Here is a 21782-nt window from a genome sequence, read left to right on the forward strand (position 1 = left end):
GAACGACCCGTCGCGCGCCAGGCTGGTGTCATGACCGAGACGATCGGGCAGGGCACCAGCCGGACCGAGGGCACCACCCAGCACCTCCATTACGAGCTGCGCCTTCCCCACCCTGTGGACAACGTCTGGGCGGCGGTCGCCACCCCCGAGGGACTGCCGGGGTGGTTGGCCGCCGCCGACGTGTTCGAGCCCCGGCTCGGCGGAGCCGTCACGCTGCGCTGGCTCAACGGCGAGCCGGACGCCGTGCACTCCGGGCACATCACCGCCTGGGACCCGGACGTCGTCGCCGAGTACACCATCGACCTGCACGGCCGCTGCCGCTTCCACCTCGAACCGGGGGCCGGACACTCGGGCACCACGCTGCGCTTCACCAACGAGTTCGACGGCGACGACGCGCTGCGGCTCGACTGCCTCGCCGGGTGGCACCAGCACTTCGAGTTCCTGGTGGAGGCGCTCGCCGGCCGCCCCAAGGACTGGTCGACGTGGAACCTCGACCGCTGGCGGCAGTTGCGCGAGACCTACGCCGCCACGGACTGACTCCGGGGCTCACTCATCCCCGGCCCACACCGCGATCGCGTTCAGCCGGCGCCTCCCATCGTGCCCATCCGGGGCGGTGGTCAGGCCTTCCGCCGCCTGTCGTCGTCGGGGCCCTCGTCGGGGTCCTCGTCCCTGAGGGACTTCAGGAACTCCGGGTTGTCGTCGGGCGCCACCCAGTGCGTCCGGCCCCGGCCTCCGCCGCCGGAGGCCCCGGGCGCGCGGCGCACCTTGCCGGTGGCGAACCAGGCGATCGGGCCGAGCAGCACCTCGCCGAAGAGGAGCACGATGATGACCCACACCACCTTGGGCAGGTGCTTGACGTCCTTCTCCGGAGTGTTCAGGACATCGATGAAGGCGTAGATCCACACCGCCAGGACCAGCAGGAACGGCAGATACCTGAGCATGGTGGCGCGATCCCCCAAGAGGCGACGGCGAGAGGCGTGCGAGCCCCCCGGTGACGGGGCCAGGGTAACCGGTGCCGGATACTGGAACGCATGGCTTACGACGATCTTCGCTCCCTGCTCCGCGCACTGGAGCGCGAGGGCGATCTCAAGCGCATCAAGGCCGAGGTCGACCCGTACCTGGAGGTCGGTGAGATCGTCGACCGGGTGCAGAAGGCCGGCGGCCCCGCGCTCCTCTTCGAGAACGTCAAGGGCTCGGCGATGCCCCTGGCGATGAACGTTTACGGGACGGACCGCCGCCTGCTGAAGGCGCTCGGCCTGAAGTCGTACGGCGAGATCAGCGAGAAGATCGGCGGCCTCCTCAAGCCGGAGCTGCCGCACGGCTTCGTCGGGGTGCGCGAGGCGTTCGGCAAGCTCGGCGCGATGACGCACGTACCGCCGAAGAAGGTCAAGGAGGCCCCCGTCCAGGAGACCGTCCTCACCGGCGACGACGTGGACCTGGAGCGGCTGCCCGCGCTCTTCACCTGGCCCGAGGACGGCGGCTCGTTCTTCAACCTCGGCCTGACCCACACCAAGGACCCGGACACCGGGGTGCGCAACCTCGGCCTGTACCGCCTCCAGCGCCACGACAAGCGCACCATCGGCATGCACTGGCAGATCCACAAGGACAGCCGCAACCACTACCAGGTGGCCGCCCGCCGGGGCGAGAAGCTGCCCGTCGCGATCGCCTTCGGCTGCCCGCCGGCCGTCACGTACGCCTCGACGGCGCCGCTCCCCGGTGACATGGACGAGTACATGCTGGCCGGGTTCATCCAGGGCCGGCGCGTGGAGATGGTCGACTGCAAGACGGTCCCGCTCCAGGTGCCCGCGCACGCCGAGGTCGTCATCGAGGGCTGGCTGGAGCCCGGCGAGATGCTGCCCGAGGGCCCCTTCGGCGACCACACCGGCTTCTACACGCCGCAGGAACCGTTCCCCGCACTGACGATCGACTGCGTGACGATGCGCAGGCGTCCGCTGCTCCAGTCAATCGTGGTCGGCCGCCCGCCGACGGAGGACGGCCCGCTCGGCCGCGCCACCGAGCGCTTCTTCCTGCCGCTGCTCAAGGTGATCGTCCCGGACATCGTCGACTACCACCTGCCGGAGTCGGGCGGCTTCCACAACTGCGCGATCGTCTCGATCGACAAGAAGTACCCGAAGCACGCGCAGAAGGTCATGCACGCCATCTGGGGCGCGCACATGATGTCGCTGACGAAGCTGATCGTGGTCGTGGACAAGGACTGCGACGTCCACGATTTGCACGAGGTGTCCTGGCGGGCCCTCGGCAACACCGACTACGCCCGCGACCTCACCGTCGTCGAAGGCCCCGTCGACCACCTCGACCACGCGTCCTATCAGCAGTTCTGGGGCGGCAAGGCGGGCATCGACGCCACGCGCAAGCTGCCCGAGGAGGGGTACACGCGCGACGGCGGCTGGCCGGAGATGGTCGTCTCCGACCCGGAGACCGCCTCGAAGGTGGACCGTCGCTGGAAGGAGTACGGACTGTGACCTCGGCCTCCGCCGCGCTCCCGCGGCAGCCGGGCAGGACCAAGGCGTTCCTGCGGCTCGTCATGATCGAGCACTCGGTCTTCGCGCTGCCCTTCGCCTACATCGCCGCGCTGACCGCGATGTTCCAGGTCGACGAGAACATCCACTGGGTGCGGCTGCTCCTGGTCACCGTCTGCATGGTGGGCCTGCGGACCTTCGCCATGGCGGCGAACCGGATCATCGACCGCGAGATCGACGCCCGCAACCCGCGCACCGCCCACCGCGAACTGGTCACCGGCGTCGTGTCGGTGAAGTCCGCGTGGACGGGCGCGCTGATCGCGCTCGCCGTCTTCCTCGGCGCCGCCGCCCTGCTGAACCCGCTCTGTCTGGCGCTCGCGCCCGTCGCGGTGATCCCCATGGTGGTCTATCCCTACGGCAAGCGGTTCACGAACTTCCCGCAGGCCATCCTCGGCCTCGCCCAGGCGATGGGGCCGGTCGGCGCGTGGATCGCCGTCACCGGCGAGTGGTCCTGGCAGGCCGTCATCCTCGGGCTCGCGGTCGGCGTCTGGATCGGCGGCTTCGACCTGATCTACGCCTGCCAGGACGTGGAGACGGACCGCGAGGTCGGCGTGAAGTCGGTGCCCGCGCGGTTCGGCATCCCGGCCGCCATTTGGGGCGCGCGCGGCTGCCACCTGGTGACCACGGCGCTCCTGGTCTGGTACGCCGCCGACACCGGGGCGGGGATCTTCTTCTGGCTCGGCCTCGCGGTCGTGGCGGGCGCTTTCGTGTACGAGCACTCGATCGTGAGGCCGCGTGACCTGTCCCGCCTGAACCGGGCCTTCTTCCAGGTGAACGGCTTCATCGGGATCGCCCTGTTCGCGTGCGCGCTGCTCGATCTGCTGGTACGCGGGCTCACCGTGTGAAATCCCCATGGGTAGGCTTCGCAGCGTGAACCCAGGAGATACGGAGCGTAGGCCTTGGATCGTGGGGGTGTCGGGTGCCTCCGGGACCCCCTACGCCGCCGCCGTGCTGCGCGCGCTGCTCGCGGCCGGACAGAGCGTGGACCTCGTCGTCTCGCGGGCCTCGCGGCTGACGCTGCTCGACGAGACGGGCATCTCGTTCCGGGACGCGCACTGGCAGGAGGATCTGCGGCAGTGGCTCGCGCGGGGCGCGGACGGCAAGCCGGACACCTTCGACGTGCCGCCACAGGCCCTGGCCGACGTGCGGTACTGGGCGGCCGGTGATCTGGCGGCGGGCCCGTCCTCGGGGTCGTACGCGTCGCGGGGCATGCTGATCGTGCCGGCGTCGACGGCGTGTGTGGCGGGGGTGGCGCTCGGTCTCTCGAAGGACCTGCTCCAGCGGTCGGCGAGCGTGACGCTCAAGGAGGGCCGCCGGCTGGTGGTCTGCGTACGCGAGACGCCGCTGAACGGCCAGACGCTGAAGCACCTGGTGAGCCTGGACGAGGCGGGCGCGATCGTGCTGCCCGCCTCTCCGGCGTTCTACGCGGGGGCGACGCACATCCAGGATCTGGTGGACTTCGTCGCCGGGCGGGTGCTGGACGCGGCGGATGTGCCGCACAGCCTGTACCGCCGGTGGAAAGGGGAGCTGGGGGGCGCTTCCGGTGGCCGGTGAGCGCCCCGAAGGGGCGCGGGGAACGGCGCGAGCAACCAAGACGAACCCGCAGTCGGCACCGATCCCCACCCCCGCGGCGGGACTACCGCTTCTTGGCGCCCCGCAGCTTCCGGGTCACCTTCCGCGGCGCCGCGACATGCGCACGCGAGCGGTTGGCCAGGTCCTGAAGCTCGCGCATACGGGCGTAGGCCATCTCGATCGAGTACACGGGTGACTCACTCCTGAAGGATCGTCGTTGATCTGCTGAGATTGAGAAAGATTCGCAGGGTGTAAGCCCTGTTGCGCCTTAGATTCTACACATAGACTCGCGGTATCGCTGAATAATGAAAGGCATCGCACCTATGGACGCCGTGGACAGGCAGCTCATCCAGGCCCTGCGGGAGAACGGACGCGCCTCGTACGCCGAACTGGGGCGGCTCGTCGGCCTCTCCGGGCCCAGCGTCACGGACCGGATCAACCGCCTGGAGGCGGCCGGTGTCATCACGGGGTACCGCGCCACGGTCGACTCGGCCTCGCTCGGCCTCGGCGTCACCGCCCTCATCGGCATCTCGCTCTCCGACGCCGCCGACCACGAGGACGTGGCACGGCGCCTGAAGGACCTGCACGAGATCGAGGACTGCTGGTTCATCGCGGGCGACGACTCGTACATGCTCAAGGTCAGGGCGAGCGACGTGGACGGCCTGGAGAAGACGATCCGCAGGCTGAGCGGCACCCGGGGGGTCTCCCGGACGCGTACGACGATCGTGCTCTCCACCAAGTGGGAGAACCGGGTCGGGGAGCTGCCCGAGGAGGAGTGAGGTCCGGGGCGTACCGTTGGCGCAGGTTTGTCGTAGGTCGTAGGTCGCTGGAGAGGTAAGGGCGAGGGCATGGACGCAGGTCTCAAGCGCGAGCTGGAGCAGAAGGTCCGGGACGGCGAGCGGCTGTCCCGCGAGGACGGCATCGCGCTCTACGAGTCGGACGACCTCGCCTGGCTCGGCGGCCTGGCCCACGAGGTGCGCACCCGCAAGAACGGCGACGTCGTGCACTTCAACGTCAACCGCCACCTCAACATGACGAACGTGTGCACCGCCTCGTGCGCGTACTGCTCCTTCCAGCGCAAGCCGGGCGAGAAGGACGCGTACACGATGCGCATCGAGGAGGCCGTCCGCCTCGCCAAGGCGATGGAGGGCGAGAACCTCACCGAGCTGCACATCGTCAACGGCCTGCATCCGAACCTGCCGTGGCGCTACTACCCGCGTTCGCTGAGCGAGCTGAAGAAGGCGCTCCCGAACGTCTCCCTGAAGGCTTTCACCGCCACGGAGATCCACCACTTCGAGACGATCTCGGGTCTCTCGGCCTCGGAGATCCTCGACGAGCTGATCGAGGCCGGTCTGGAGTCGCTGACCGGCGGCGGCGCGGAGATCTTCGACTGGGAGGTGCGGCAGCACATCGTCGACCACCGCACCCACTGGGAGGACTGGTCGCGCATCCACCGCCTCGCGCACGAGAAGGGTCTGAAGACCCCGTGCACGATGCTGTACGGCCACATCGAGGAGCCGCGCCACCGCGTGGACCACGTGCTTCGCCTGCGCGAGCTGCAGGACGAGACGAACGGCTTCCAGGTCTTCATCCCGCTGCGCTACCAGCACGACTTCGTGGACATGAAGGACGGCAAGGTCAGGAACCGCCTCCAGGCGCGCACCACCATGGCGTCCGGCGCCGAGGCCCTGAAGACCTTCGCGGTCTCGCGCCTCCTCTTCGACAACGTCCCGCACGTCAAGGTCTTCTGGGTCATGCACGGCCTGCACACCACGCAGCTCGCGCTCCAGCACGGCGCCGACGACATGGACGGTTCCGTCGTCGAGTACAAGATCACGCACGACGCCGACAACTTCGGCACGCCGAACAAGCTGACCCGCGAGGACCTGCTCGAACTGATCCGCGAGGCCGGCTTCCGCCCGGTCGAGCGGAACACGCGCTACGAGGCGATCCGCGAGTACGAGGGCCCCGACCCGCTGCTGCGCGAGACGCCCCAGGCGATGCGGCTCTGACGACGCCCCGCCCGTCCTCCGTCGTGAGCGTCGAGCCCCGGCCCATCAGGGCCGGGGCTCGATCGCGTTCTCCCTGGCGGCGAGGGGTGCGTAATGGCTAACCTCGCCCAATGACTCTTACCTTCACGCTGGACCCGGAGATCGATCCCGCCCTGCGCGACGGGGTGCTCGCCCTGTGGGCCGACGTCACCAACGCCGGCGGAGCCGTCGGCTTCCTGCCGCCCGTGACCGCCGACGACATACGCCCCGAGTGGCTGGGGCGCCTGACCGAGCTGAGCGAGGGCCGCACCCGGCTCCTGGTCGGCCACGACGAGGACGGCGCCGTCGCCGCGACCGCCTTCCTCACCCACAACCGGCACCGCCTCATGAAGCACTGGATCTGGCTGTACGTGGTGATGGTCCACCCCCGCCACCAGGGCAAGGGGTACGGACGCGACCTGCTGGCCGCCGCCGAGGCCGCCGCCCGCACCTTCGAGGGCGTCGAGGCGATCCGGCTCACCTGCCGGGGCGGCACCGGCGTCGACCGCTTCTACGCCTCCTGCGGATACAAGGAGGTCGGGCGGGTCCCCGACGCGATCCGGGTCGCGCCCGGCGACGACCGGGAGGAGATCGTGATGCTGCTGCCGCTGCATTAACCCCCTCCGGAGCGGCACCCCCTTGCCGGTCACGGCCCCTTCCATGCTTCACTGGAGAGGCTCGTCCAGCTCGGGCCCATTTCGGAACGGAAGAGTGGATTGACATGCTCCGCTACACGCTGATGCGCCTCGGAATCTTCGTGGGCTGCTTCCTGGTCGTCTGGGGCCTCGTCTACTCCGGGATGCTGCCGCGCGGCCTCGGTGACTCCAACCTGCTGTGGGTCCTGCTGCTCGCGCTGGTCGTCTCGGCGCCCATCAGCTTCGTCGTGCTGCGCAAGGAGCGCGACCGCGCCTCGGCGGACGTCGTCGCGCGCGTGGACCGCGCCAAGGCCAGCCTGGACGCCAACCGCACCCAGGAGGACACCGCGGACGACCTGGCGCGTGCCCAGCGGTCGTAACCTCCGTCACACTCTCCTCGGACCCCGGTCCGGAGCGGCACGCTCCGGACCGGGGTTCCGTGCGTTCCGGGGGCTCGGACGGCGCCGCGGTCCGGCCCTTACCTCAAACAAGACCTTTGATGTTCTCAAAGCGCGAGTGTTAACGTGTTCGACATGAAGACAGCAGCAGCGCACCACCACGCCATGAGCGTCCCGCTCGTGGCGCGCCTGCATGTCGACCTCTGCCGCTGCATGTCCGCGGCCTGTCACGTCTGAACCGTGACCCCCGATGCAGTGGCGCCACCGGCGCAAGCACCGGCTCCACTGGAGCTGCGCACTCCTTGCTGTCGCGGTCGCCGCTCCCGTATGTCCCCTCCCTGACTTTCCCCTGCTTTTCCCCACCGGAGTGTGTCCGTGTCCGCGAATTCCGCGACGCCCGCCGAGAAGGCCGGCCAGACCGAGAAGCCCGATTCGGGCTCCCGGATACCCAATTTCCTCAAGATCCCCTTCTGGGCGCAGATCCTCATCGGTCTGGTCCTCGGTGTCGTACTCGGCTGGATCGCCCGCAGTTACGACGTCTCCTGGCTCGTCACCACCCTGGACAAGGTGGGCGGCACCTTCGTCGGGCTGCTGAAGCTGGCGGTGGCCCCGCTCGTCTTCTTCGCGATCCTGGTGTCGATCACCAACCTGCGGAAGGTCAACAACGCCGCCCGCCTGGCCACCCGCACCCTGATGTGGTTCATGATCACCTCGCTGATCGCGGTGGCCATCGGCCTCACCATCGGCCTGCTGACCAACCCGGGCTCCGGCACCGGCCTCACCCCCAAGGACGGCAAGGTCCCCGAGCACGCGGGCTCCTGGCTCGACTTCCTCACCGGGATCATCCCGACGGACGTCATCACGCCGTTCACCGATCTCAACGTCCTCCAGATCGTCTTCATGGCCGCCGTCGCCGGTGTCGCCGTACTGAAGATCGGTGACAAGGCCCAGCCGATCCTGGAGCTGAGCGAGTCCGTCCTCGCGCTCCTCCAGAAGGCCCTGTGGTGGGTCATCAAGCTCTCCCCGATCGGCACCGTCGGCCTCATCGGCTTCGCCATCGCGGACTACGGCTGGAACCTCATCAGCAAGTACGCGACGTTCACCGCGGACATCTACATCGGCTGCGCCCTGGTGCTGTTCGGCGTCTACCCGCTGCTGCTGGCCCTCGTCGCCAAGGTCAACCCCGTCCAGTTCTTCAAGGGCGCCTGGCCCGCGATCCAGCTGGCCTTCGTCTCCCGCTCCTCCGTCGGCACCATGCCGGTCACCCAGAAGGTCACCGAGCGGCTCGGCGTCCCGAAGGAGTACGCGTCCTTCGCGGTGCCCTTCGGCGCCACGACGAAGATGGACGGCTGCGCCGCGATCTACCCGGCGATCGCCGCGATCTTCGTCGCGCAGATCTTCGACGTGCAGCTCGGCGTCAAGGAGTACCTGCTCATCGCCTTCGTCTCGGTGGTGGGTTCGGCGGCGACGGCCGGTCTGACCGGCGCGACCGTCATGCTGACGCTGACCCTGTCGACGCTGGGGCTGCCGATGGAGGGTGTCGGCCTGCTGATGGCCATCGACCCCATCGTCGACATGATGCGCACCGCCACCAACGTGGCCGGGCAGGCGCTGGTGCCGGTGATCGTCGCCGCCCGCGAGAAGATCCTCGACCGGGAGGCGTACGAGAATGCCTCGGCGTCGCCGCTCGATGACTTCGACGCCGTCGAGGACACGGTGCCGGGGCGGTCCACGGTGCCCGCGGCCGCCTGAGCGGCGCGGGCGCGACCGCGCCGCCAACGAGAGATCCCTGACCCGGAGTTGATCCGGGGCAGGGATTTTCCGTGTCCGGGGTCCGGTGTCCTGGAGCGGCCGGTGGTCCGGTAATCGTGGGGTCCTCTCCGGTGACCGTACGCTGACCCGTGAACGGGCGGCGAGCGGGAGAAGGCGGGGGCCGGGGTGGGCGAGAAGCGGCGGCAGAAGCGGATGCCGCGGGCCGTGCGCGAGCAGCAGATGCTGGACGCGGCGGTGCGGATCTTCGGGCAGCGGGGGTACCGGGCCGCGTCCATGGACGACATCGCGGAGCTGGCGGGGGTCTCGAAGCCGCTGGTGTATTTGTATCTGAACTCCAAGGAGGAGTTGTTCGGCGCGTGCATCCGGCGGGAGGCCGCCGCGCTCGTCGACGCCGTGCGGGACGGGGTGGGCGCGGCCGGGGGAGACTCCGCCGACCGGCAGCTGTGGGCCGGGCTGCGGGCGTTCTTCGGGCACACCGCGGAGCGGCCCGACGGGTGGGCGGTGCTGCACGGGCAGGCGCGTACGCAGGGGGAGCCGTTCGCGGCGGAGGTCGCCGCGATGCGGGCGGAGGTCGTGGCCTTCGTGACGTCGCTGGTCGTGGCGGCGGCGCGGGAGGCCCATGGGGACCCTTCGCTGCCGGAGCGGGAGGTGGCGGGGCTCGCGCAGGCGTTGGTGGGGGCGGCGGAGTCGATGGCGGACTGGGCCAATGCCGATGCGTCGGTGTCCGCCAAGGAGGCGGCCGCCACGTTGATGAACTTCGCCTGGGTGGGGCTTGGGGGGATGCTGGAGGGGCGGGGGTGGGGCTCGGCTTAGGCCTGTCCCCCGGCCCGACCTGGCCTGGCCCGGTCCGTGCCCGCCGTTTCGTACGGGCGCCTCGGGTTCGCTGTGGGGCGGGGCCCCGGGGGTATGTCCGTGCTCGCCATCTTGGCCTTGGACCCTGGGTGCTCATCGGCTGGGGATGCACCACCACTGTGCTCCGCGCGCACATACCCCCGTGTCCCCTCGCGTGCCGGTGCGGCTGCGGGTGGGTGGGGCTTGTGTCCCCTCCTCGCGTGCGATTGCGGCTGCGGGTGGGGGGTGTGTCCTCTTGGGTGTGATTGCGGCTGTGGGGGGGCGTGAGAGGCGGAGGGGCGGGAGGGACCTTAGGGTGGGGCGAGGGGGAGACCCCTGGGAGGTTGGTTGCCGTGCGGGGAAAAGTCGCCGGTATAGCCGTGCTGGCCGTTGTGGGAGCGGGTGTGCCGGGCCTGGTGTCCGGTGCCGCCGGTGACCGGAGCGGGTCGCCCGACCTGTCGCGCTACTACACGCAGAAGATCAAATGGGCCGCCTGCGAGGGCGAGACCGAGGCCCTGGCGGAAGCCACCGGACACGCCAAGGACGTGCGGTGCGGGAAGGTGCGCGTACCCATCGACTACGCCGACCCCCGTGGCGGCGATGTCGAGGTCGCCATGATCCGGATGAAGTCCAGTGCGAGCGGTGAGCCGCGCGGGTCGTTGCTGTTGAACTTCGGCGGGCCCGGTGGGCCCGGTGTCTCCGCGCTCGCCGGGTCGCAGAAGGAGTTCGGATTCCTCAGCAAGGGCTACGACATCGTCTCCTTCGACCCGCGCGGGGTGGGCCAGTCCGACCCCGTCAGCTGCGGCGACCTGGGCACCGACCCCCTGGACAGCGGTCTCGGCGACCAGTCCCCGGGTGCCGTGCTCACCGAGCTGCGCAAGGCCGCCAAGGTCTGTGAGGACAAGTCCGGGCCCGTCCTGCCCCACATGGGGACCGTGAACGTCTCGCGCGACCTGGACGTCATGCGCCAGGCCCTCGGGGACAAGAAGCTCAACTACCTGGGGTTCTCGTACGGCACGCGCCTCGGCGCCGTCTACGCCGCCCAGTTCCCCAAGAAGGTCGGCCGGATGGTCTTCGACGGCGTCGACACGCTCACCGAGCCCGTCGCCGAGCAGTCCCTCGTGACCGCCGAAGGGCGTCAGACGGCCCTCGACAACTTCCTGGAGTGGTGCACGGGCAACCCCGGTTGTGTCTTCGGCACCGACGCGCGGGCCGCGCGGGACGGCATGGTGAAGCTCATCCACGACATGGACGAGATGCCGCTGAGGTCCATGGAGGGCGAGGAGTTCACCGGACAGGACGTCGTCGGCGTCCTCAGTCAGGCCCTCTACAGCAGGCAGGCCTGGCCCGCGCTGTCGCAGGCCCTCGGCGCGCTGCTCGCGGACGGGGACCCGCGGGCGCTGATCCGGATGAGCGGCGGGCTCATGGGGGGCGCGGACGGGCTGCGTGTGGATGTTCCCATGGACAACATGTCCGCCGCCCTCATGGCTGTGAACTGCGCCGATGACCCCGACCGGCCCGACGCCGCGCGCATAGAGAAGGAAGTGGGCAAGCTCCGCGAGGAGTTCGAGGAGGCGTCGCCCGTCTTCGGCAAGTCGATGCTGATGCCGGTGCTGCTGTGCTTCGGGCGTCCCGCGGGGACCGACTTCATCCGTGAGCGGGTACGGGACGTGAAGACGCCGAAGCTGCTGCTCGTCGGCACGCGCGGCGACCCCGCGACGCCTTACCGCTGGACGGAGGAGACCGCGCGGCGCCTCGGCTCCCAGGCCGTCGTCCTGGACAACAAGGGTGACGGGCACACCGGTTACCTGGGGTCCGTTTGTGTGCACGACAAGGTGAACGGTTTCCTGCTGTACGGGGAGACGCCGAAGAGCGGCAGTTCGTGTCCGGTCGACACGCGGGCCCAGGAGTGATCAGGCCGTGGCGGTTTCGTCGGCCGGCGTGAGCGCGAGCATGGCCTTCTCGTCCGGGGAGCCCGGCTTGGCCTGGTAGACCACCATGCGCTGGCCGCCCGTCCTCGCGAGCTTCATCACCTCGTACGTGAGGGTCATCGCGCCGACCCGCGGATGGGCGAAGGACTTGGTGCCGCCGCCGCGTTCGCGTACCTCGTAGCGCTCCCAGATGCGAGCGAACTCCGGGGATTTGAGGAGGAGTTCGCCGACCAGGTTCGTCAGGCGGGGCGAGTCCGGGTCCGTGCCGCCGACCGCGCGCAGGTGGGCGACCGACGTGGCGACCGTCTCCTCCCACGGCTGGTAGAGCGTGCGGCCCACCGGGTGCAGGAAGAGGTAGCGGGTGAGGTTGCGCTGTTCGGCGGGCCACTCCCACAGGCCGGGCAGCAGCGCCTTGGCGGGGGCGTTGGCGGCCAGCATGTAGCTGTGCCGGTTGGTGATGTACGCGGGCAGCGGGGCCAGGGCGTCCAGCATGCGGAGCGTGGACTCGTGGACCGTGTCGTCGGCCGTGGGGTGCGGTTCCGTCAGGCGGCCCGAGGCCAGCTCGGCCAGTTCGTGCAGGCGCTCGTGGGCGTCGTCCGTCAGCCGCAGGGCACGGGCCAGCGCGTCGATGACGGCGGGGGAGGGGTTCGTCTCCCGGCCGCGCTCCAGGCGCGTGTAGTAGTCGACGCTCACTCCGGCGAGGGTCGCCAGTTCCTCGCGGCGCAGGCCGGGCGTGCGGCGCAGCCCGGTGCCCGCCGGGAGGCCCGCTTCGGCGGGGGTGACGCGGGCGCGGCGCGCGCGGAGGTATCTGCCGAGTTCGGTGCCCGTGCCCGTGCCGGTGCCGGTGGCCGCGGCTGTGGCGTGCGGTGTGCTGTCCGTCATCCGTCCATTGTCCTCGGCGGGCCGCGGCCGTGGGGGGCCGTGTCAGGGCCAGGAACACGGCGGTCTGCCGCGTCGGCCGTGCCGGGCGCAGAGTGAGGGGTGTCGCGGGCGGCACGGCCACCGGGGCCCAGGGGGCGCGTCGTCGCCGGGCCGCGGTCCCGGTGGCCGTCCCCGCCCGCGCTCACGTCACCTCCCTGTCCGCCCCGCAGTGGGCCCCACCGTAGGAGCACGATGTCCGTCACGCTCACGCCCGTCCCGGGTCCGATACGTACGGAGGCCGGCCCCTCCGTCGCTTCTCGCCGCTCGGGGTCGCCCGCCGCCCTGCTCGCGTCCCTGCTCGGCTTCAGCGTCATCACCATCGACGTCACCGCCGTGAACATCGCGCTGCCCGACATCCGCGCCTCCCTGCACGGCGGCATGGCCGGCCTCCAGTGGGTCGTGGACGCGTACACGCTCATGTTCGCCGCGCTGATGCTCTCCGCGGGGGCGCTCGCCGACCGGGCCGGGGCGCGGCGGGCGTACGCCTGGGGTGTCGGGCTGTTCACCGCCGCCTCGCTGGCCTGCGCCCTCGCGCCCGGCATCGGCTCGCTCATCGCCGCCCGCGTCGCGCAGGGCGGGGCCGCCGCGATCGTGATGCCCGCCTCGCTCGCCCTGATCCGCCAGGCGTACGACGATCCGCGCCGCCGGGCCCGGGCCATCGCGCTGTGGACGGTGGGCGGCTCGGCGGCCGTCGCGGTCGGGCCGGTGCTCGGCGGCATCCTGACGGAGACCGCCGGGTGGCGCGCCGTCTTCCTCCTCAACCTGCCGGTCGGCGCGGTGATCCTGGCGCTCCTGGCCCGCACCGCCCGCTCGCCCCGCCGCCCGGCGCCGCTCGACCTCGCGGGGCAGGTGAGTGCCGTACTGGCCCTCGCCGGGCTCGCGTTCGCCGTCATCGAGGGCGGGCACCTGGGGTGGACGCACCCGTCCGTCCTCACCGCGGCCGCCGTGGCGGTCGGCTCCGCGTACGCCTTCCACGCCGCCGAGAAGCGGCACCGCGCGCCCATGGTTCCGCCGGGGCTGCTGCGGCAGCGGCAGGTGTCGGTGGCCCTCGCGGTCGGGTTCGCGGTCAACGCCGGGTTCTACGGCGTGACGTTCCTCCTCGGCCTCTACTACCAGCAGCTGCGCGGCATGTCGGGCGTCACGGCGGGCCTGATGTTCGTGCCGATGGCCGCCTTCGTCACCGGCACGAACCTCGTCTCGCCGCGCCTCGCCGAGCGCATCGGCCGCCGCCGGGTCGTCGTCATCGGCCAGGCGGTGCTGGCCGTGGCCATGTTCGCCCTGCTGCCGCTGACAGCGCACACTCCGCTGTGGCTCATCCTGGCGCTGCTCGTCCCGACCGGCATCGGCGGCGCGCTCGCCGTCCCCGCGCTCACCGCGCAGCTCATCGACAGCGTGCCCGGCGAGCGCGCGGGCACGGCCTCCGGGCTCCTCAACTCGTTGCGTCAGACGGGCGACGCGCTGTCCGTCGCCCTCTTCGGCGCCCTCCTCGCGGGCGCGGACGGCACGTTCTCCCTGCCGGGCATGCGGGTCGGGCTCCTGGTCGCGGGGCTCACCCTGTGCGCCACCACCGCCCTCGCCGCGTGGCTGCTGCCCAGGGACTGACCCGGCCTCCGTCAGCTGTCCGCGACCACCCGGCGCAGCGCCGCCCGGCCCGCATGACCCCACGTGGTCTTGCCGCCGGGCAGGCCGCGTTCGCCGGCGCGGCCGATGCCGATCAGGGCGAGGCTGTGCAGGATCGCCCGCCCCCGGGCACGGCGGATCGCCGCGTCGTCCGCGTACGCGTACGCCGCGAAGAAACGGGACGCCTGGCCGTCCGGCAGCAGCATCCACGCCGCCGCGAGGTCGACGGCCGGGTCGCCCGCGCACAGCTCGCCGAAGTCCAGCACCCCGGCGAGGGTGTCGTTCGTGACGACGACGTTGGCCGGGTGCAGGTCGCAGTGGAGCCACACGGGCGGCCCCTGCGGGCCCGGCGCCGCCACCGCGTCCGCCCACACGGCCCACACGCCGGGCGGTACGTCCTCGGCGACCTCCCGCGCCTGTTGCTCGAACGCCTCGGTGAGCGTGTCGAGCGGCGCGGTGCGGTACGGGTTCGACGGCGCGTCGGCGGGCGCCGGCTCGTGCAGCTCCCGCAGGAAGGCCGCGAGGGTGTCGGCCGCGTGGCCGCCGTACGCGGGGCTGAGCGGCGTACGGTCCGCCGGTACGCCCTTGAGCCACTTCACGATGGTCCACGGCTGCGGGAAGAGGACCGAGGGCTCACCGAGGCGCAGGGGCGTCGGCACGGGCAGCGGCAACCGCATGGCCAGCTCCGGCAGCCACCGGTGCTCTTTGCGGATGAGGGTGGGGGCACGTTCCGTACGGGGTAGCCGCAGCGCCAATTCACCACCGAGCCGCCAGAGTTCGTTGTCCCAGCCTCGGATGGGCGGGTGGATGTCCAGGTCCGCGAGGTCGGGGTGCTGGTCCTTGAGCAGGGCGTGGATCAGGGAGGCGTCGGGGGTGCGGTCGCTGTGCATGTCAGAGGGTGGGTGTGGTGGCGGTGGCGGCACTGGCGGTGGCGTAGGCGAGGAAGTGGGTCCAGGGGGTGGGGGTGACGGTGAGGAGGGGACCGTCGTCCTCGGGCTTGTGCTTGGAGTCGCGGATGTGGATGGCGTGAGGGCAGGGGGCTACCTCGACGCATTCGCCGCCGGCGCCGCCGCTGTGGCTCGACTTCCGCCAGGTGTAAGCGACTTGGAGACAGGTGCCGCCTTCGCCGCCGCTGTAGCTGCTCTTGAACCAGGTGGGCTCGGTGTCGTTCATCGTTCCCCCAGCATCGGTGTCATGCGGTGGTGGCGTAGGCGAGGAAGTGGGTCCAGGGGGTGGGCGTGACGGTGAGTATGGGGCCGGTGCCGTCGTGCTGTTTGGAGTCGCGGATGTGGATGGCGTGAGGGCAGGAGGCTACCTCCACGCATTCGCCGCCGCCTCCGCTGCTGTGGCTCGATGTCCGCCAGCTATAAGCGACTTCGAGGCACGAGCCGCCTTCCCCGCCGCTGTAGCTGCTCTTGAACCAGTCGAACTTGGCGTCGTTCACAGTTCCCCCAGCATCTTCTCAATCAGGGCCAAGGACTCTTGGGCGTTGAGTGCCTGCGAGCGAAGGATGCCATAACGAGCTGCGATCAGCCTGACCTCCTCCACGTCAGTGATCAGCCGGGGATAACCCTGAACCTCCGTATACGCGATGGACGCTCGCGCCCCGCTGGCTCATCCCCGTGTGCTCGCGCAGCACCTTGATCTGCTTGCCCAGGGCGCTGAAAAGGTGCGCCGTGCCGTCTGCCTGGGAAGGCCGCTCCGGGCGTACCTCGTGGTCCCTCATCGCCATGCCCCGTACCGCCTTCGCGTGGTCACGGTCGACGCCTCGTACAGCCAAGCCCTCGTGCTCATACACGTACCCGGCGTCGAGGTGTCGTACCTGGTCAGCGTAGAACCGACCCACCACGCTCAGTGACATGAATCAGCGAATCTCCACCCCCACGGGAGAGTTCACCGCGTTCCGGCAGCTGCTCAGCGCCACCCCCAGAGGCGCCCGCCTCGCCCGGCGGCTGGCCCTGCACCAGTTGGACGCCTGGGGGTTCCCCCACGGCGGCGACGTGTCCGACGCGGCCGCGCTCATCGTGGCCGAGCTGGCGGCGAACGCCATCACGCACGGCCGGGTCGCCGGGCGGGACTTCGAGCTGCGGCTGACCCGGCGGGAGCCGAACACGCTGCGTATCGAGGTCGCCGACGCGCGCGGGGACCGGCTGCCCCGCTGCCGGCCCGGCGAAGCGGAGGACGACGCGGGGCGCGGGCTGCGCCTCGTCGCCGCGCTGGCCACCGCCTGGGGTGTCACCGAGCGGAAGGTCGGCAAGGCGGTCTGGGCCGAGCTGACGGTGTGACCGGCTGCCGCGCGGAACTTTCGTCCAAGACACGGGCGCGGGAGTGGGCGATGGTGAGGGTGACCGTCCAACGCCCCAGCAGGCGACAAGACATGGAGGGCAGCTGCCCGTGGTGAACGTCGAGACAGACATGGCCGACCGTGACCTCATCGTCCGCATCGCGTTCGGAAGCATGGCCGCGCAGACCCTGCGCGCGGCGATCAGCCTGAGGGTCGTCGAGCTGATCGGCGACGGGCGGCGCGCGGCGGCCGACGTCGCCGCCGACGCGAGAGCCGAGCCGCAGTCCATGACGCGGCTGCTGCGGGCCCTGGCCGGCCTGGGCCTGGTGCGGGAGCACGCGCCCGGGACCTTCTCCGTGACGCGCGCGGGGACGCTGCTCGACCCCGGCCGGGCCGACTCGCTCACGTCGTTCGTACGGATGTTCACCGATCCGGCGCTGACACGGGCCTGGGAGCACCTGGACGGCAGCGTCCGTACCGGGAAGACCGCCTTCGACGGCGTCTTCGGCACGGACTTCTTCGGCCACCTGGCCCGGCACCCGGAGCTGTCGGCGGAGTTCAACGCGGCGATGAGCCAGGCCGCGGGGGAGGCCGCCGCCGCGCTGCCCCGCGCGTACGACTTCGGCCGGTTCACGGCGGTCGCCGACGTGGGCGGCGGTGACGGCACGCTGCTGGCGGGGGTGCTCGCCGCGTACCCGGCGCTGCGCGGTGTCCTGTACGACACGGAGGAGGGGCTCGCCCAGGCTCCGCAGACGCTGGCGCGGCATGGGCTGACCGGCCGCTGTTCCGTGGTCGCCGGGGACTTCTTCCGCTCGGTGCCGAAGGGCGTGGACGCCTACCTGGTGAAGAGCATCCTGCACGACTGGACCGACGACCAGGCGGTCACGATCCTCGGCCACTGCCGCGAGGCGCTGCCGCCCGGCGGCCGCGTCCTGATCCTGGAGCCCGTGCTCCCCGAGGTCGCGGACCCGGGGCCCGAACCCGGCCTGACCGAGGCCGCGCTCACCCACCTGAGCGACCTCAACATGCTGGTGAACGTCGGCGGCCGCGAACGCACCCGCCGCGACTTCGAGGACGTCTGCGCCCGCGCTGGCCTGCGCGTCACCTCCGTCACGCCACTGAGGGAGGCGGCGCCGTTCTCCGTCATAGAGACCGAGCCCGTGTCCCCCGTACCCGCTGAGGGCCGGGAACGCTACGAGGAGTCCCGGTCGGAGGCCGGCCAGAGGTAGGGCAGGTCGTCGGGGACTTCGGGGAAGAGCGGGGCGTAGATCTCCGGCGCCTTGCGTTTCAGCGCGGACTGGTGGCTGCGGTGGAAGGCGGGGTCTCCTAGCCAGGGAGGGAGTTCGCCGGCGTCGGCCAGTTCGCGCTGGGCGCGCACCGCGGCGCCCGGACGGTGCCGGGTGAAGTCGGTGACGAGCGTGGCGGCACATGTGTCGGCGCGCCCCTCCCGCACCCACACCGCGCACACGTCGAGGCCGTAGCGGACCAGGGCCTCCTCATACCCGGTCCACATGCGTACCGCGGGGTGGTGGCGCCATCCGTAGCCCGGCACGGTCAGGCCGCGCAGCACCTGGAGGGCCTCGACCCGCTGCTTGCCGAGGCGCCCCCGGTCCAGGACCGCGGCGGACCGCGTGAAGTCGGAGTAAGGGAGAAAGGTCTGCACGCTGAAGGCCTACCGCGGCAGGCCCGTCCCCATACCCCAGGCCCTCCGCCCCACTACCCCCTGATCGTGAACGCCACCTCATGGACGCAGTTCCGCGCCTCCGGCGGCGGCTGCACGCGCCCCGCCGCGTCCCGGGCCCGGGAGCGGACCGTGTGCGGGCCCGGCGCCAGCGAGCGGCGCAGGGAGAAGCCCTGCCAGGTCGGGTCGGCGCCCAGGGCGTCCAGGGTGGCGGGCTCCCAGGGGCCGCCGTCCACGGAAAGGTCGACGCGCACGACCTCCGTGGTGCTCCAGGCGCGGCCCCGGAAAGCCACCGACGGGTGCGGCAGGCGCGCGCCCGGTGCCGGTGTCAGCAGCTTGCTGTTGACGTCGACCTCGCGCACCGGCTGCGGCGTGTCGGTGCCGGGCGGCGTTCGGGTGTAGAAGGTCGTCGTGAACATGTGCTCCGGGCGTTCGTCCGTCAGGACGATCCGCGTCAGCCACTTCACGGAGTTCGTGCCGAACATGCGGGGCACCACGGCGCGCAACGGGAAGCCGTGCCGGGCGCGCAGCGGGTCGCCGTTCATGCGGTGGGCCAGGAACACCTGTCGGTGCGCGGTCTCCAGCGGGAGGTCCTTGACGTACGACAGGCCGTCCACCCCGTCGAAGGAGCCGGTGTCCGCGCCTTCGAAGACCACGTGCCGGGCGGCGGGCAGCGGGACCGCGCGGTCCAGGAGCGCGGAGAGAGGAAGGCCCGTCCACTCGATGTTCGCCACCGCGCGCGTCGGCACGTCGGGCCGCAGCGGGCTGCCGAAGCACTCGTGGACGGCCGTGAGCTGCCGGGCGGGCAGCGCCAGGACGGCGGGCAGGTCAAGGCGCAGGGGCCGTCCGACCAGGCCCTCGACGGTCAGCGTCCAGGCGGCGGCGTCGATCCGCGGGATGCCCAGGTGCTTGCGTACGAAGACGTGGTCGACCGGCGTGACGAAGTCGGGGCCGGGTGCGGGGTCGGCGTGCGAGGGGTCCTCGGGCGGGGGTGCCGGCGGCGCGGTCACCGGGCGGAGTCCTCCGCCAGGCGGCCCCCGTCGGACGCCTTCATCGCCAGGAGGAACAGGAGCGGCAGGGCCAGGGTCAGTGCGGTGGGTGCCAGGAGCACGATGAGAATTCCCCCCCCGGGTTCTCGTAGTCCTGCGGACGAACCTCCCGATCCTACGAGGGGCGGGGCGGAGCCGCCCACTTCTTTTTCGGTGCGGGTGCGGGGCGGCCCCCGGGGTTGCAGGGCCGCCCCAACTCGCCTGTGTCGGCTAGCAGTTGGCTCGTGACGGCCTTCCCTCGAAGCGGTCCGCCAGCCACCGTGTCGCCAGCGGCGACTGTGTGATGACGCCGCTGACGTGCTCGCCGAGGGGAATCGTGTGCCACTCCACGTCCGCGCCCCGCGCGCACCAGTCCTTGCGGACCTGCTTGCCCACGCCGTACGGGATCAGCTCGTCGGCGAGCGCGTGGTAGAGGTAGACGGGCGCGGCCGGCTTGTGCGCGCCGACCCGTGACTCCCGCAGCCGCTGCCGCCAGTCGGGCTCGTCCAGCGGGTTCTTCGTGGTCATCGAGTCGATCGTCTTGAAGGCGCCGAGCACCGCGCCGTCCGCCACGCAGCTGTTCCGCATGGCGCCGAGGAGCGCCTTGCCGGCCGGGTTCAGGTAGGAGTCGAGCCGTAGCTCGGGGAAGGCCGCGTTCTGGCCGATCGCCGCCATGAAGATCAGACCCGAGCCGTACGAACCGTCGTTGAACTCCGCCACCTCCATCAGGTCGCCGGGGACACCGCCGGTCGCCGTGCCCTTGACGTCGAGTTCCGGGGCGTACGAACCGTGCAGCTCGGCCGCCCACGAGGAGGCCTGGCCGCCCTGCGAGTAGCCCATGATGCCGACCGGGGTGTGCTCCCCGAGGCCCGCCTCCGGGAGGCGGATCGCGGCGCGGGCCGCGTCCAGCATCGCCTGACCGGCCGAGCGGCCCACCGTGTAGGTGTGGTCGCCGGGGGTGCCGAGACCCTCGTAATCCGTGACGGCCACCGCCCAGCCGCGCAGGGTGAGCTGCTGGATGAGGTTGGCCTCCAGTGCGGTCCCCTTCGGGAAGTTGGCGCTGGGCGCGCAGTGGTCGCCGACACCGACCGTCCCCACCGCGTACGTGATCAGGGGGCGCGGGCCCTGCCTGCCGTCCTGCGGCACGATGACCGTGCCGGACACGGTGGTGGGGGCGCCCGTGGCCGAGGTCGAGCGGTAGTGGACCTTCCAGGCCCTCGTGTTGGTCGGCTGCCCGGGCAGGGGGTGGAAGGCGCTCGGCTCGGAGCGCACGATGTCGCCGGGGGCGGCCGGGGCGCGCTCCTCGGCGTGGGCGGTGCCGAGCGGGACGACGGCCGACAGGCCGAGCGCGGCCACCACGGCCCACGCCCGGCAGCTGGTGCGTATGTGCATGCGGCTCTCCCAACGGTACGCGGAGATCGGGGATTTGGGGGTCTTGGGTGTACGACGGTAGTGACCGGTGAGTAAGGAGAGGGCTGACCGGGACGCTCAGCTTCGTTGACCCCGGCTCGCAGGCGCGGTTCCACCCCGGTACGCCCCCGGCGTCGTCCCCGTCCAGCGGCGGAATGCCCGGTGGAAGGCCGTGTCCTCGGAGAAGCCGAGCCGCGCCGCCAGTTCCGCGATCGGCTCGCCGCCCTCCGCGAGGCCCGCGATCGCCGCGTCCCGCCGCACCGCGTCCTTCAGCCGCTGGTACGACGTGGCCTCCTCGGCGAGGCGGCGGCGCAGCGTCGCCGGGCTCACCGCGAGCCGCGCCGCGATTTCACCGAGCGAGGGCAGGTGCGGCGAGGAACGCAGGGACCGCGCGAGGGCACGGCCCACCTGTTCGGCGACCGTCGTGCCGTACTCGCGGCGGCTGAGCAGCTCGAAGGGGGCGCGGCGCAGCATCTCGTCGAGCGCCGCCTCGTCCCTGACCAGCGGCGCGTCCAGCCAGTGCGCGGGGAACCCGGCGCCGGTGCGCTCCGCCCCGAACCGCACGGGGCAGCCGAACAGCACCTCGTACTCGTCCTGGTGCGGGGGCGGCGGATGCCGGAACTCCGCCCAGCGCAGCGGGATGCGGCGGCCGACGAGCCAGCTGCACAGGCGGTGCCAGATGATGACCAGGCACTCGGCGAGGAAGTAGTCCTCTTCGTGGTCGCTGCGGACACCGAACACGGCCTCCCCGTCCCGGCTCTCCAGGACGAGGTCGGGACCGCCGGGGAACAGCCCGTAGAACGTGACGCCGCGCCGCACCGCCGCCCCGAGGTCCCGGCAGCCCAGCGAGGCGTGGCACATCATGGCGAAGGTGCCGGGCCTGCTGACGGCGGAGCCGAGGCCGAGGAACTCGTCCTGCGTGGCGCGGTACAGCCCCCGGAAGAGCCGCGCGAACTGCGGGGCCGTGACGCGGGCCCGGTCGTCGCCGAGGAGCAGCGGCGGGATCTGGGCCTCCCGCAGCAGCGGCACGGTGTCCAGGCCGTGCCGTTCGGCGCCGCGCAGCACGGCCCGCACATGGTGCACGGTGATCGTCCGCCTGGCCATGTACACGACGGTAGCGCCCGCCGC

General features: G+C 71.4%; 24 protein-coding genes and 1 pseudogene. 14 read left to right on the forward strand and 11 right to left on the reverse strand.

The window, feature by feature from the left end:
• Positions 1–30 precede the first annotated feature (30 nt).
• The gene (locus J2N69_RS21250) at positions 31–537 is read left to right on the forward strand and encodes an SRPBCC domain-containing protein (protein ID WP_230902191.1); all 507 of its coding nucleotides are present in this window, start codon (positions 31–33) and stop codon (positions 535–537) included.
• Positions 538–617: 80 nt separating this feature from the next.
• Here the strand turns inward: J2N69_RS21250 and J2N69_RS21255 are convergent, their stop codons facing one another.
• Complete coding sequence (locus J2N69_RS21255) at positions 618–941, reverse strand: PLDc N-terminal domain-containing protein (RefSeq protein ID WP_230902192.1); 324 nt, start codon at positions 939–941, stop codon at positions 618–620.
• Positions 942–1031: 90 nt separating this feature from the next.
• Between J2N69_RS21255 and J2N69_RS21260 the strand changes: the two genes are divergently transcribed.
• Genes J2N69_RS21260 through J2N69_RS21270 form a run of 3 tightly spaced genes read left to right on the forward strand, consistent with a single transcriptional unit; the run spans position 1032 to position 4094 of the window.
• The gene (locus J2N69_RS21260) at positions 1032–2483 is read left to right on the forward strand and encodes a menaquinone biosynthesis decarboxylase (protein ID WP_230902193.1); all 1452 of its coding nucleotides are present in this window, start codon (positions 1032–1034) and stop codon (positions 2481–2483) included.
• A complete protein-coding gene (gene mqnP, locus J2N69_RS21265; RefSeq protein ID WP_230902194.1) occupies positions 2480–3385 on the forward strand; it encodes a menaquinone biosynthesis prenyltransferase MqnP in 906 nt (301 codons plus the stop codon). The genes J2N69_RS21260 and mqnP overlap by 4 nt, the downstream gene beginning before the upstream one ends.
• A gap of 7 nt (positions 3386–3392) precedes the next feature.
• Positions 3393–4094, forward strand: a complete 702-nt coding sequence (locus J2N69_RS21270) for a UbiX family flavin prenyltransferase (protein WP_230902195.1) — start codon at positions 3393–3395, stop codon at positions 4092–4094.
• Between the two features lie 82 nt (positions 4095–4176).
• Here J2N69_RS21270 and J2N69_RS36410 read toward each other — a convergent pair whose 3' ends face one another.
• Positions 4177–4302: a hypothetical protein gene (locus J2N69_RS36410; RefSeq protein WP_269075620.1), complete on the reverse strand. Its 126-nt coding sequence runs from the start codon at positions 4300–4302 to the stop codon at positions 4177–4179.
• Positions 4303–4435: 133 nt separating this feature from the next.
• Between J2N69_RS36410 and J2N69_RS21275 the strand changes: the two genes are divergently transcribed.
• The 7 genes from J2N69_RS21275 to J2N69_RS21305 all read left to right on the forward strand — a co-directional run bounded on the left by J2N69_RS21275 (position 4436) and on the right by J2N69_RS21305 (position 11692).
• Positions 4436–4891 (forward strand): Lrp/AsnC family transcriptional regulator, encoded by a 456-nt coding sequence (locus J2N69_RS21275; protein WP_127911923.1) that lies wholly within the window; start codon positions 4436–4438, stop codon positions 4889–4891.
• 69 nt (positions 4892–4960) lie between these two features.
• Positions 4961–6124: an aminofutalosine synthase MqnE gene (gene mqnE, locus J2N69_RS21280; protein WP_127911924.1), complete on the forward strand. Its 1164-nt coding sequence runs from the start codon at positions 4961–4963 to the stop codon at positions 6122–6124.
• Positions 6125–6234: 110 nt separating this feature from the next.
• A complete protein-coding gene (locus tag J2N69_RS21285; RefSeq protein WP_230902196.1) occupies positions 6235–6759 on the forward strand; it encodes a GNAT family N-acetyltransferase in 525 nt (174 codons plus the stop codon).
• A 104-nt stretch (positions 6760–6863) separates the two neighbouring features.
• Positions 6864–7157 carry a DUF4229 domain-containing protein gene (locus J2N69_RS21290; protein WP_127911926.1) on the forward strand — a complete coding sequence of 98 codons (294 nt, stop codon included), beginning with the start codon at positions 6864–6866 and terminating at the stop codon, positions 7155–7157.
• Positions 7158–7550: 393 nt separating this feature from the next.
• Positions 7551–8927, forward strand: coding sequence for a dicarboxylate/amino acid:cation symporter (locus J2N69_RS21295; protein ID WP_230902197.1), 1377 nt, complete (start codon positions 7551–7553; stop codon positions 8925–8927).
• Between the two features lie 213 nt (positions 8928–9140).
• A complete protein-coding gene (locus J2N69_RS21300) occupies positions 9141–9761 on the forward strand; it encodes a TetR/AcrR family transcriptional regulator (protein WP_230904807.1) in 621 nt (206 codons plus the stop codon).
• A gap of 398 nt (positions 9762–10159) precedes the next feature.
• A complete protein-coding gene (locus J2N69_RS21305) occupies positions 10160–11692 on the forward strand; it encodes an alpha/beta hydrolase (RefSeq protein WP_330166825.1) in 1533 nt (510 codons plus the stop codon).
• Here the strand turns inward: J2N69_RS21305 and J2N69_RS21310 are convergent, their stop codons facing one another.
• A complete protein-coding gene (locus tag J2N69_RS21310) occupies positions 11693–12592 on the reverse strand; it encodes a helix-turn-helix transcriptional regulator (protein ID WP_230902199.1) in 900 nt (299 codons plus the stop codon).
• A gap of 231 nt (positions 12593–12823) precedes the next feature.
• On the opposite strand from J2N69_RS21310, the gene J2N69_RS21315 reads away from it, so the two are divergent.
• Complete coding sequence (locus J2N69_RS21315) at positions 12824–14233, forward strand: MFS transporter (protein WP_230902200.1); 1410 nt, start codon at positions 12824–12826, stop codon at positions 14231–14233.
• 11 nt (positions 14234–14244) lie between these two features.
• Here J2N69_RS21315 and J2N69_RS21320 read toward each other — a convergent pair whose 3' ends face one another.
• The 4 genes and pseudogenes from J2N69_RS21320 to J2N69_RS21335 form a co-directional block, all read right to left on the reverse strand.
• A complete protein-coding gene (locus J2N69_RS21320; RefSeq protein ID WP_230902201.1) occupies positions 14245–15141 on the reverse strand; it encodes an aminoglycoside phosphotransferase family protein in 897 nt (298 codons plus the stop codon).
• 1 nt (position 15142) lies between these two features.
• Positions 15143–15424: a DUF397 domain-containing protein gene (locus tag J2N69_RS21325; RefSeq protein WP_230902202.1), complete on the reverse strand. Its 282-nt coding sequence runs from the start codon at positions 15422–15424 to the stop codon at positions 15143–15145.
• 19 nt (positions 15425–15443) lie between these two features.
• Positions 15444–15695, reverse strand: a complete 252-nt coding sequence (locus J2N69_RS21330) for a DUF397 domain-containing protein (RefSeq protein ID WP_230902203.1) — start codon at positions 15693–15695, stop codon at positions 15444–15446.
• Positions 15692–15844, reverse strand: a pseudogene (locus tag J2N69_RS21335) (transcriptional regulator); the annotation flags it as partial. The gene J2N69_RS21330 and the pseudogene J2N69_RS21335, both read right to left, overlap by 4 nt.
• A 266-nt stretch (positions 15845–16110) precedes the next feature.
• On the opposite strand from J2N69_RS21335, the gene J2N69_RS21340 reads away from it, so the two are divergent.
• Positions 16111–16536: an ATP-binding protein gene (locus tag J2N69_RS21340; protein ID WP_230902204.1), complete on the forward strand. Its 426-nt coding sequence runs from the start codon at positions 16111–16113 to the stop codon at positions 16534–16536.
• 130 nt (positions 16537–16666) lie between these two features.
• On the forward strand, positions 16667–17764 hold the full coding sequence (locus J2N69_RS21345) for a methyltransferase (protein WP_230904808.1): 1098 nt from the start codon (positions 16667–16669) through the stop codon (positions 17762–17764).
• Here the strand turns inward: J2N69_RS21345 and J2N69_RS21350 are convergent.
• From J2N69_RS21350 to J2N69_RS21365, 4 genes are all read right to left on the reverse strand, one after another.
• The gene (locus J2N69_RS21350; RefSeq protein WP_230902205.1) at positions 17728–18198 is read right to left on the reverse strand and encodes an MSMEG_6728 family protein; all 471 of its coding nucleotides are present in this window, start codon (positions 18196–18198) and stop codon (positions 17728–17730) included. The two genes, J2N69_RS21345 and J2N69_RS21350, sit on opposite strands and share 37 nt — an antisense overlap.
• 53 nt (positions 18199–18251) lie before the next feature.
• Complete coding sequence (locus J2N69_RS21355) at positions 18252–19226, reverse strand: molybdopterin-dependent oxidoreductase (RefSeq protein ID WP_230902206.1); 975 nt, start codon at positions 19224–19226, stop codon at positions 18252–18254.
• A gap of 249 nt (positions 19227–19475) precedes the next feature.
• Positions 19476–20636 (reverse strand): lipase family protein, encoded by a 1161-nt coding sequence (locus J2N69_RS21360; protein ID WP_230902207.1) that lies wholly within the window; start codon positions 20634–20636, stop codon positions 19476–19478.
• Positions 20637–20732: 96 nt separating this feature from the next.
• Complete coding sequence (locus J2N69_RS21365; RefSeq protein WP_230902208.1) at positions 20733–21758, reverse strand: AraC family transcriptional regulator; 1026 nt, start codon at positions 21756–21758, stop codon at positions 20733–20735.
• Positions 21759–21782: the final 24 nt, after the last annotated feature.

The organism is Streptomyces huasconensis (genome assembly GCF_021028635.1).
In the GTDB taxonomy this organism is placed as follows: domain Bacteria; phylum Actinomycetota; class Actinomycetes; order Streptomycetales; family Streptomycetaceae; genus Streptomyces; species Streptomyces huasconensis.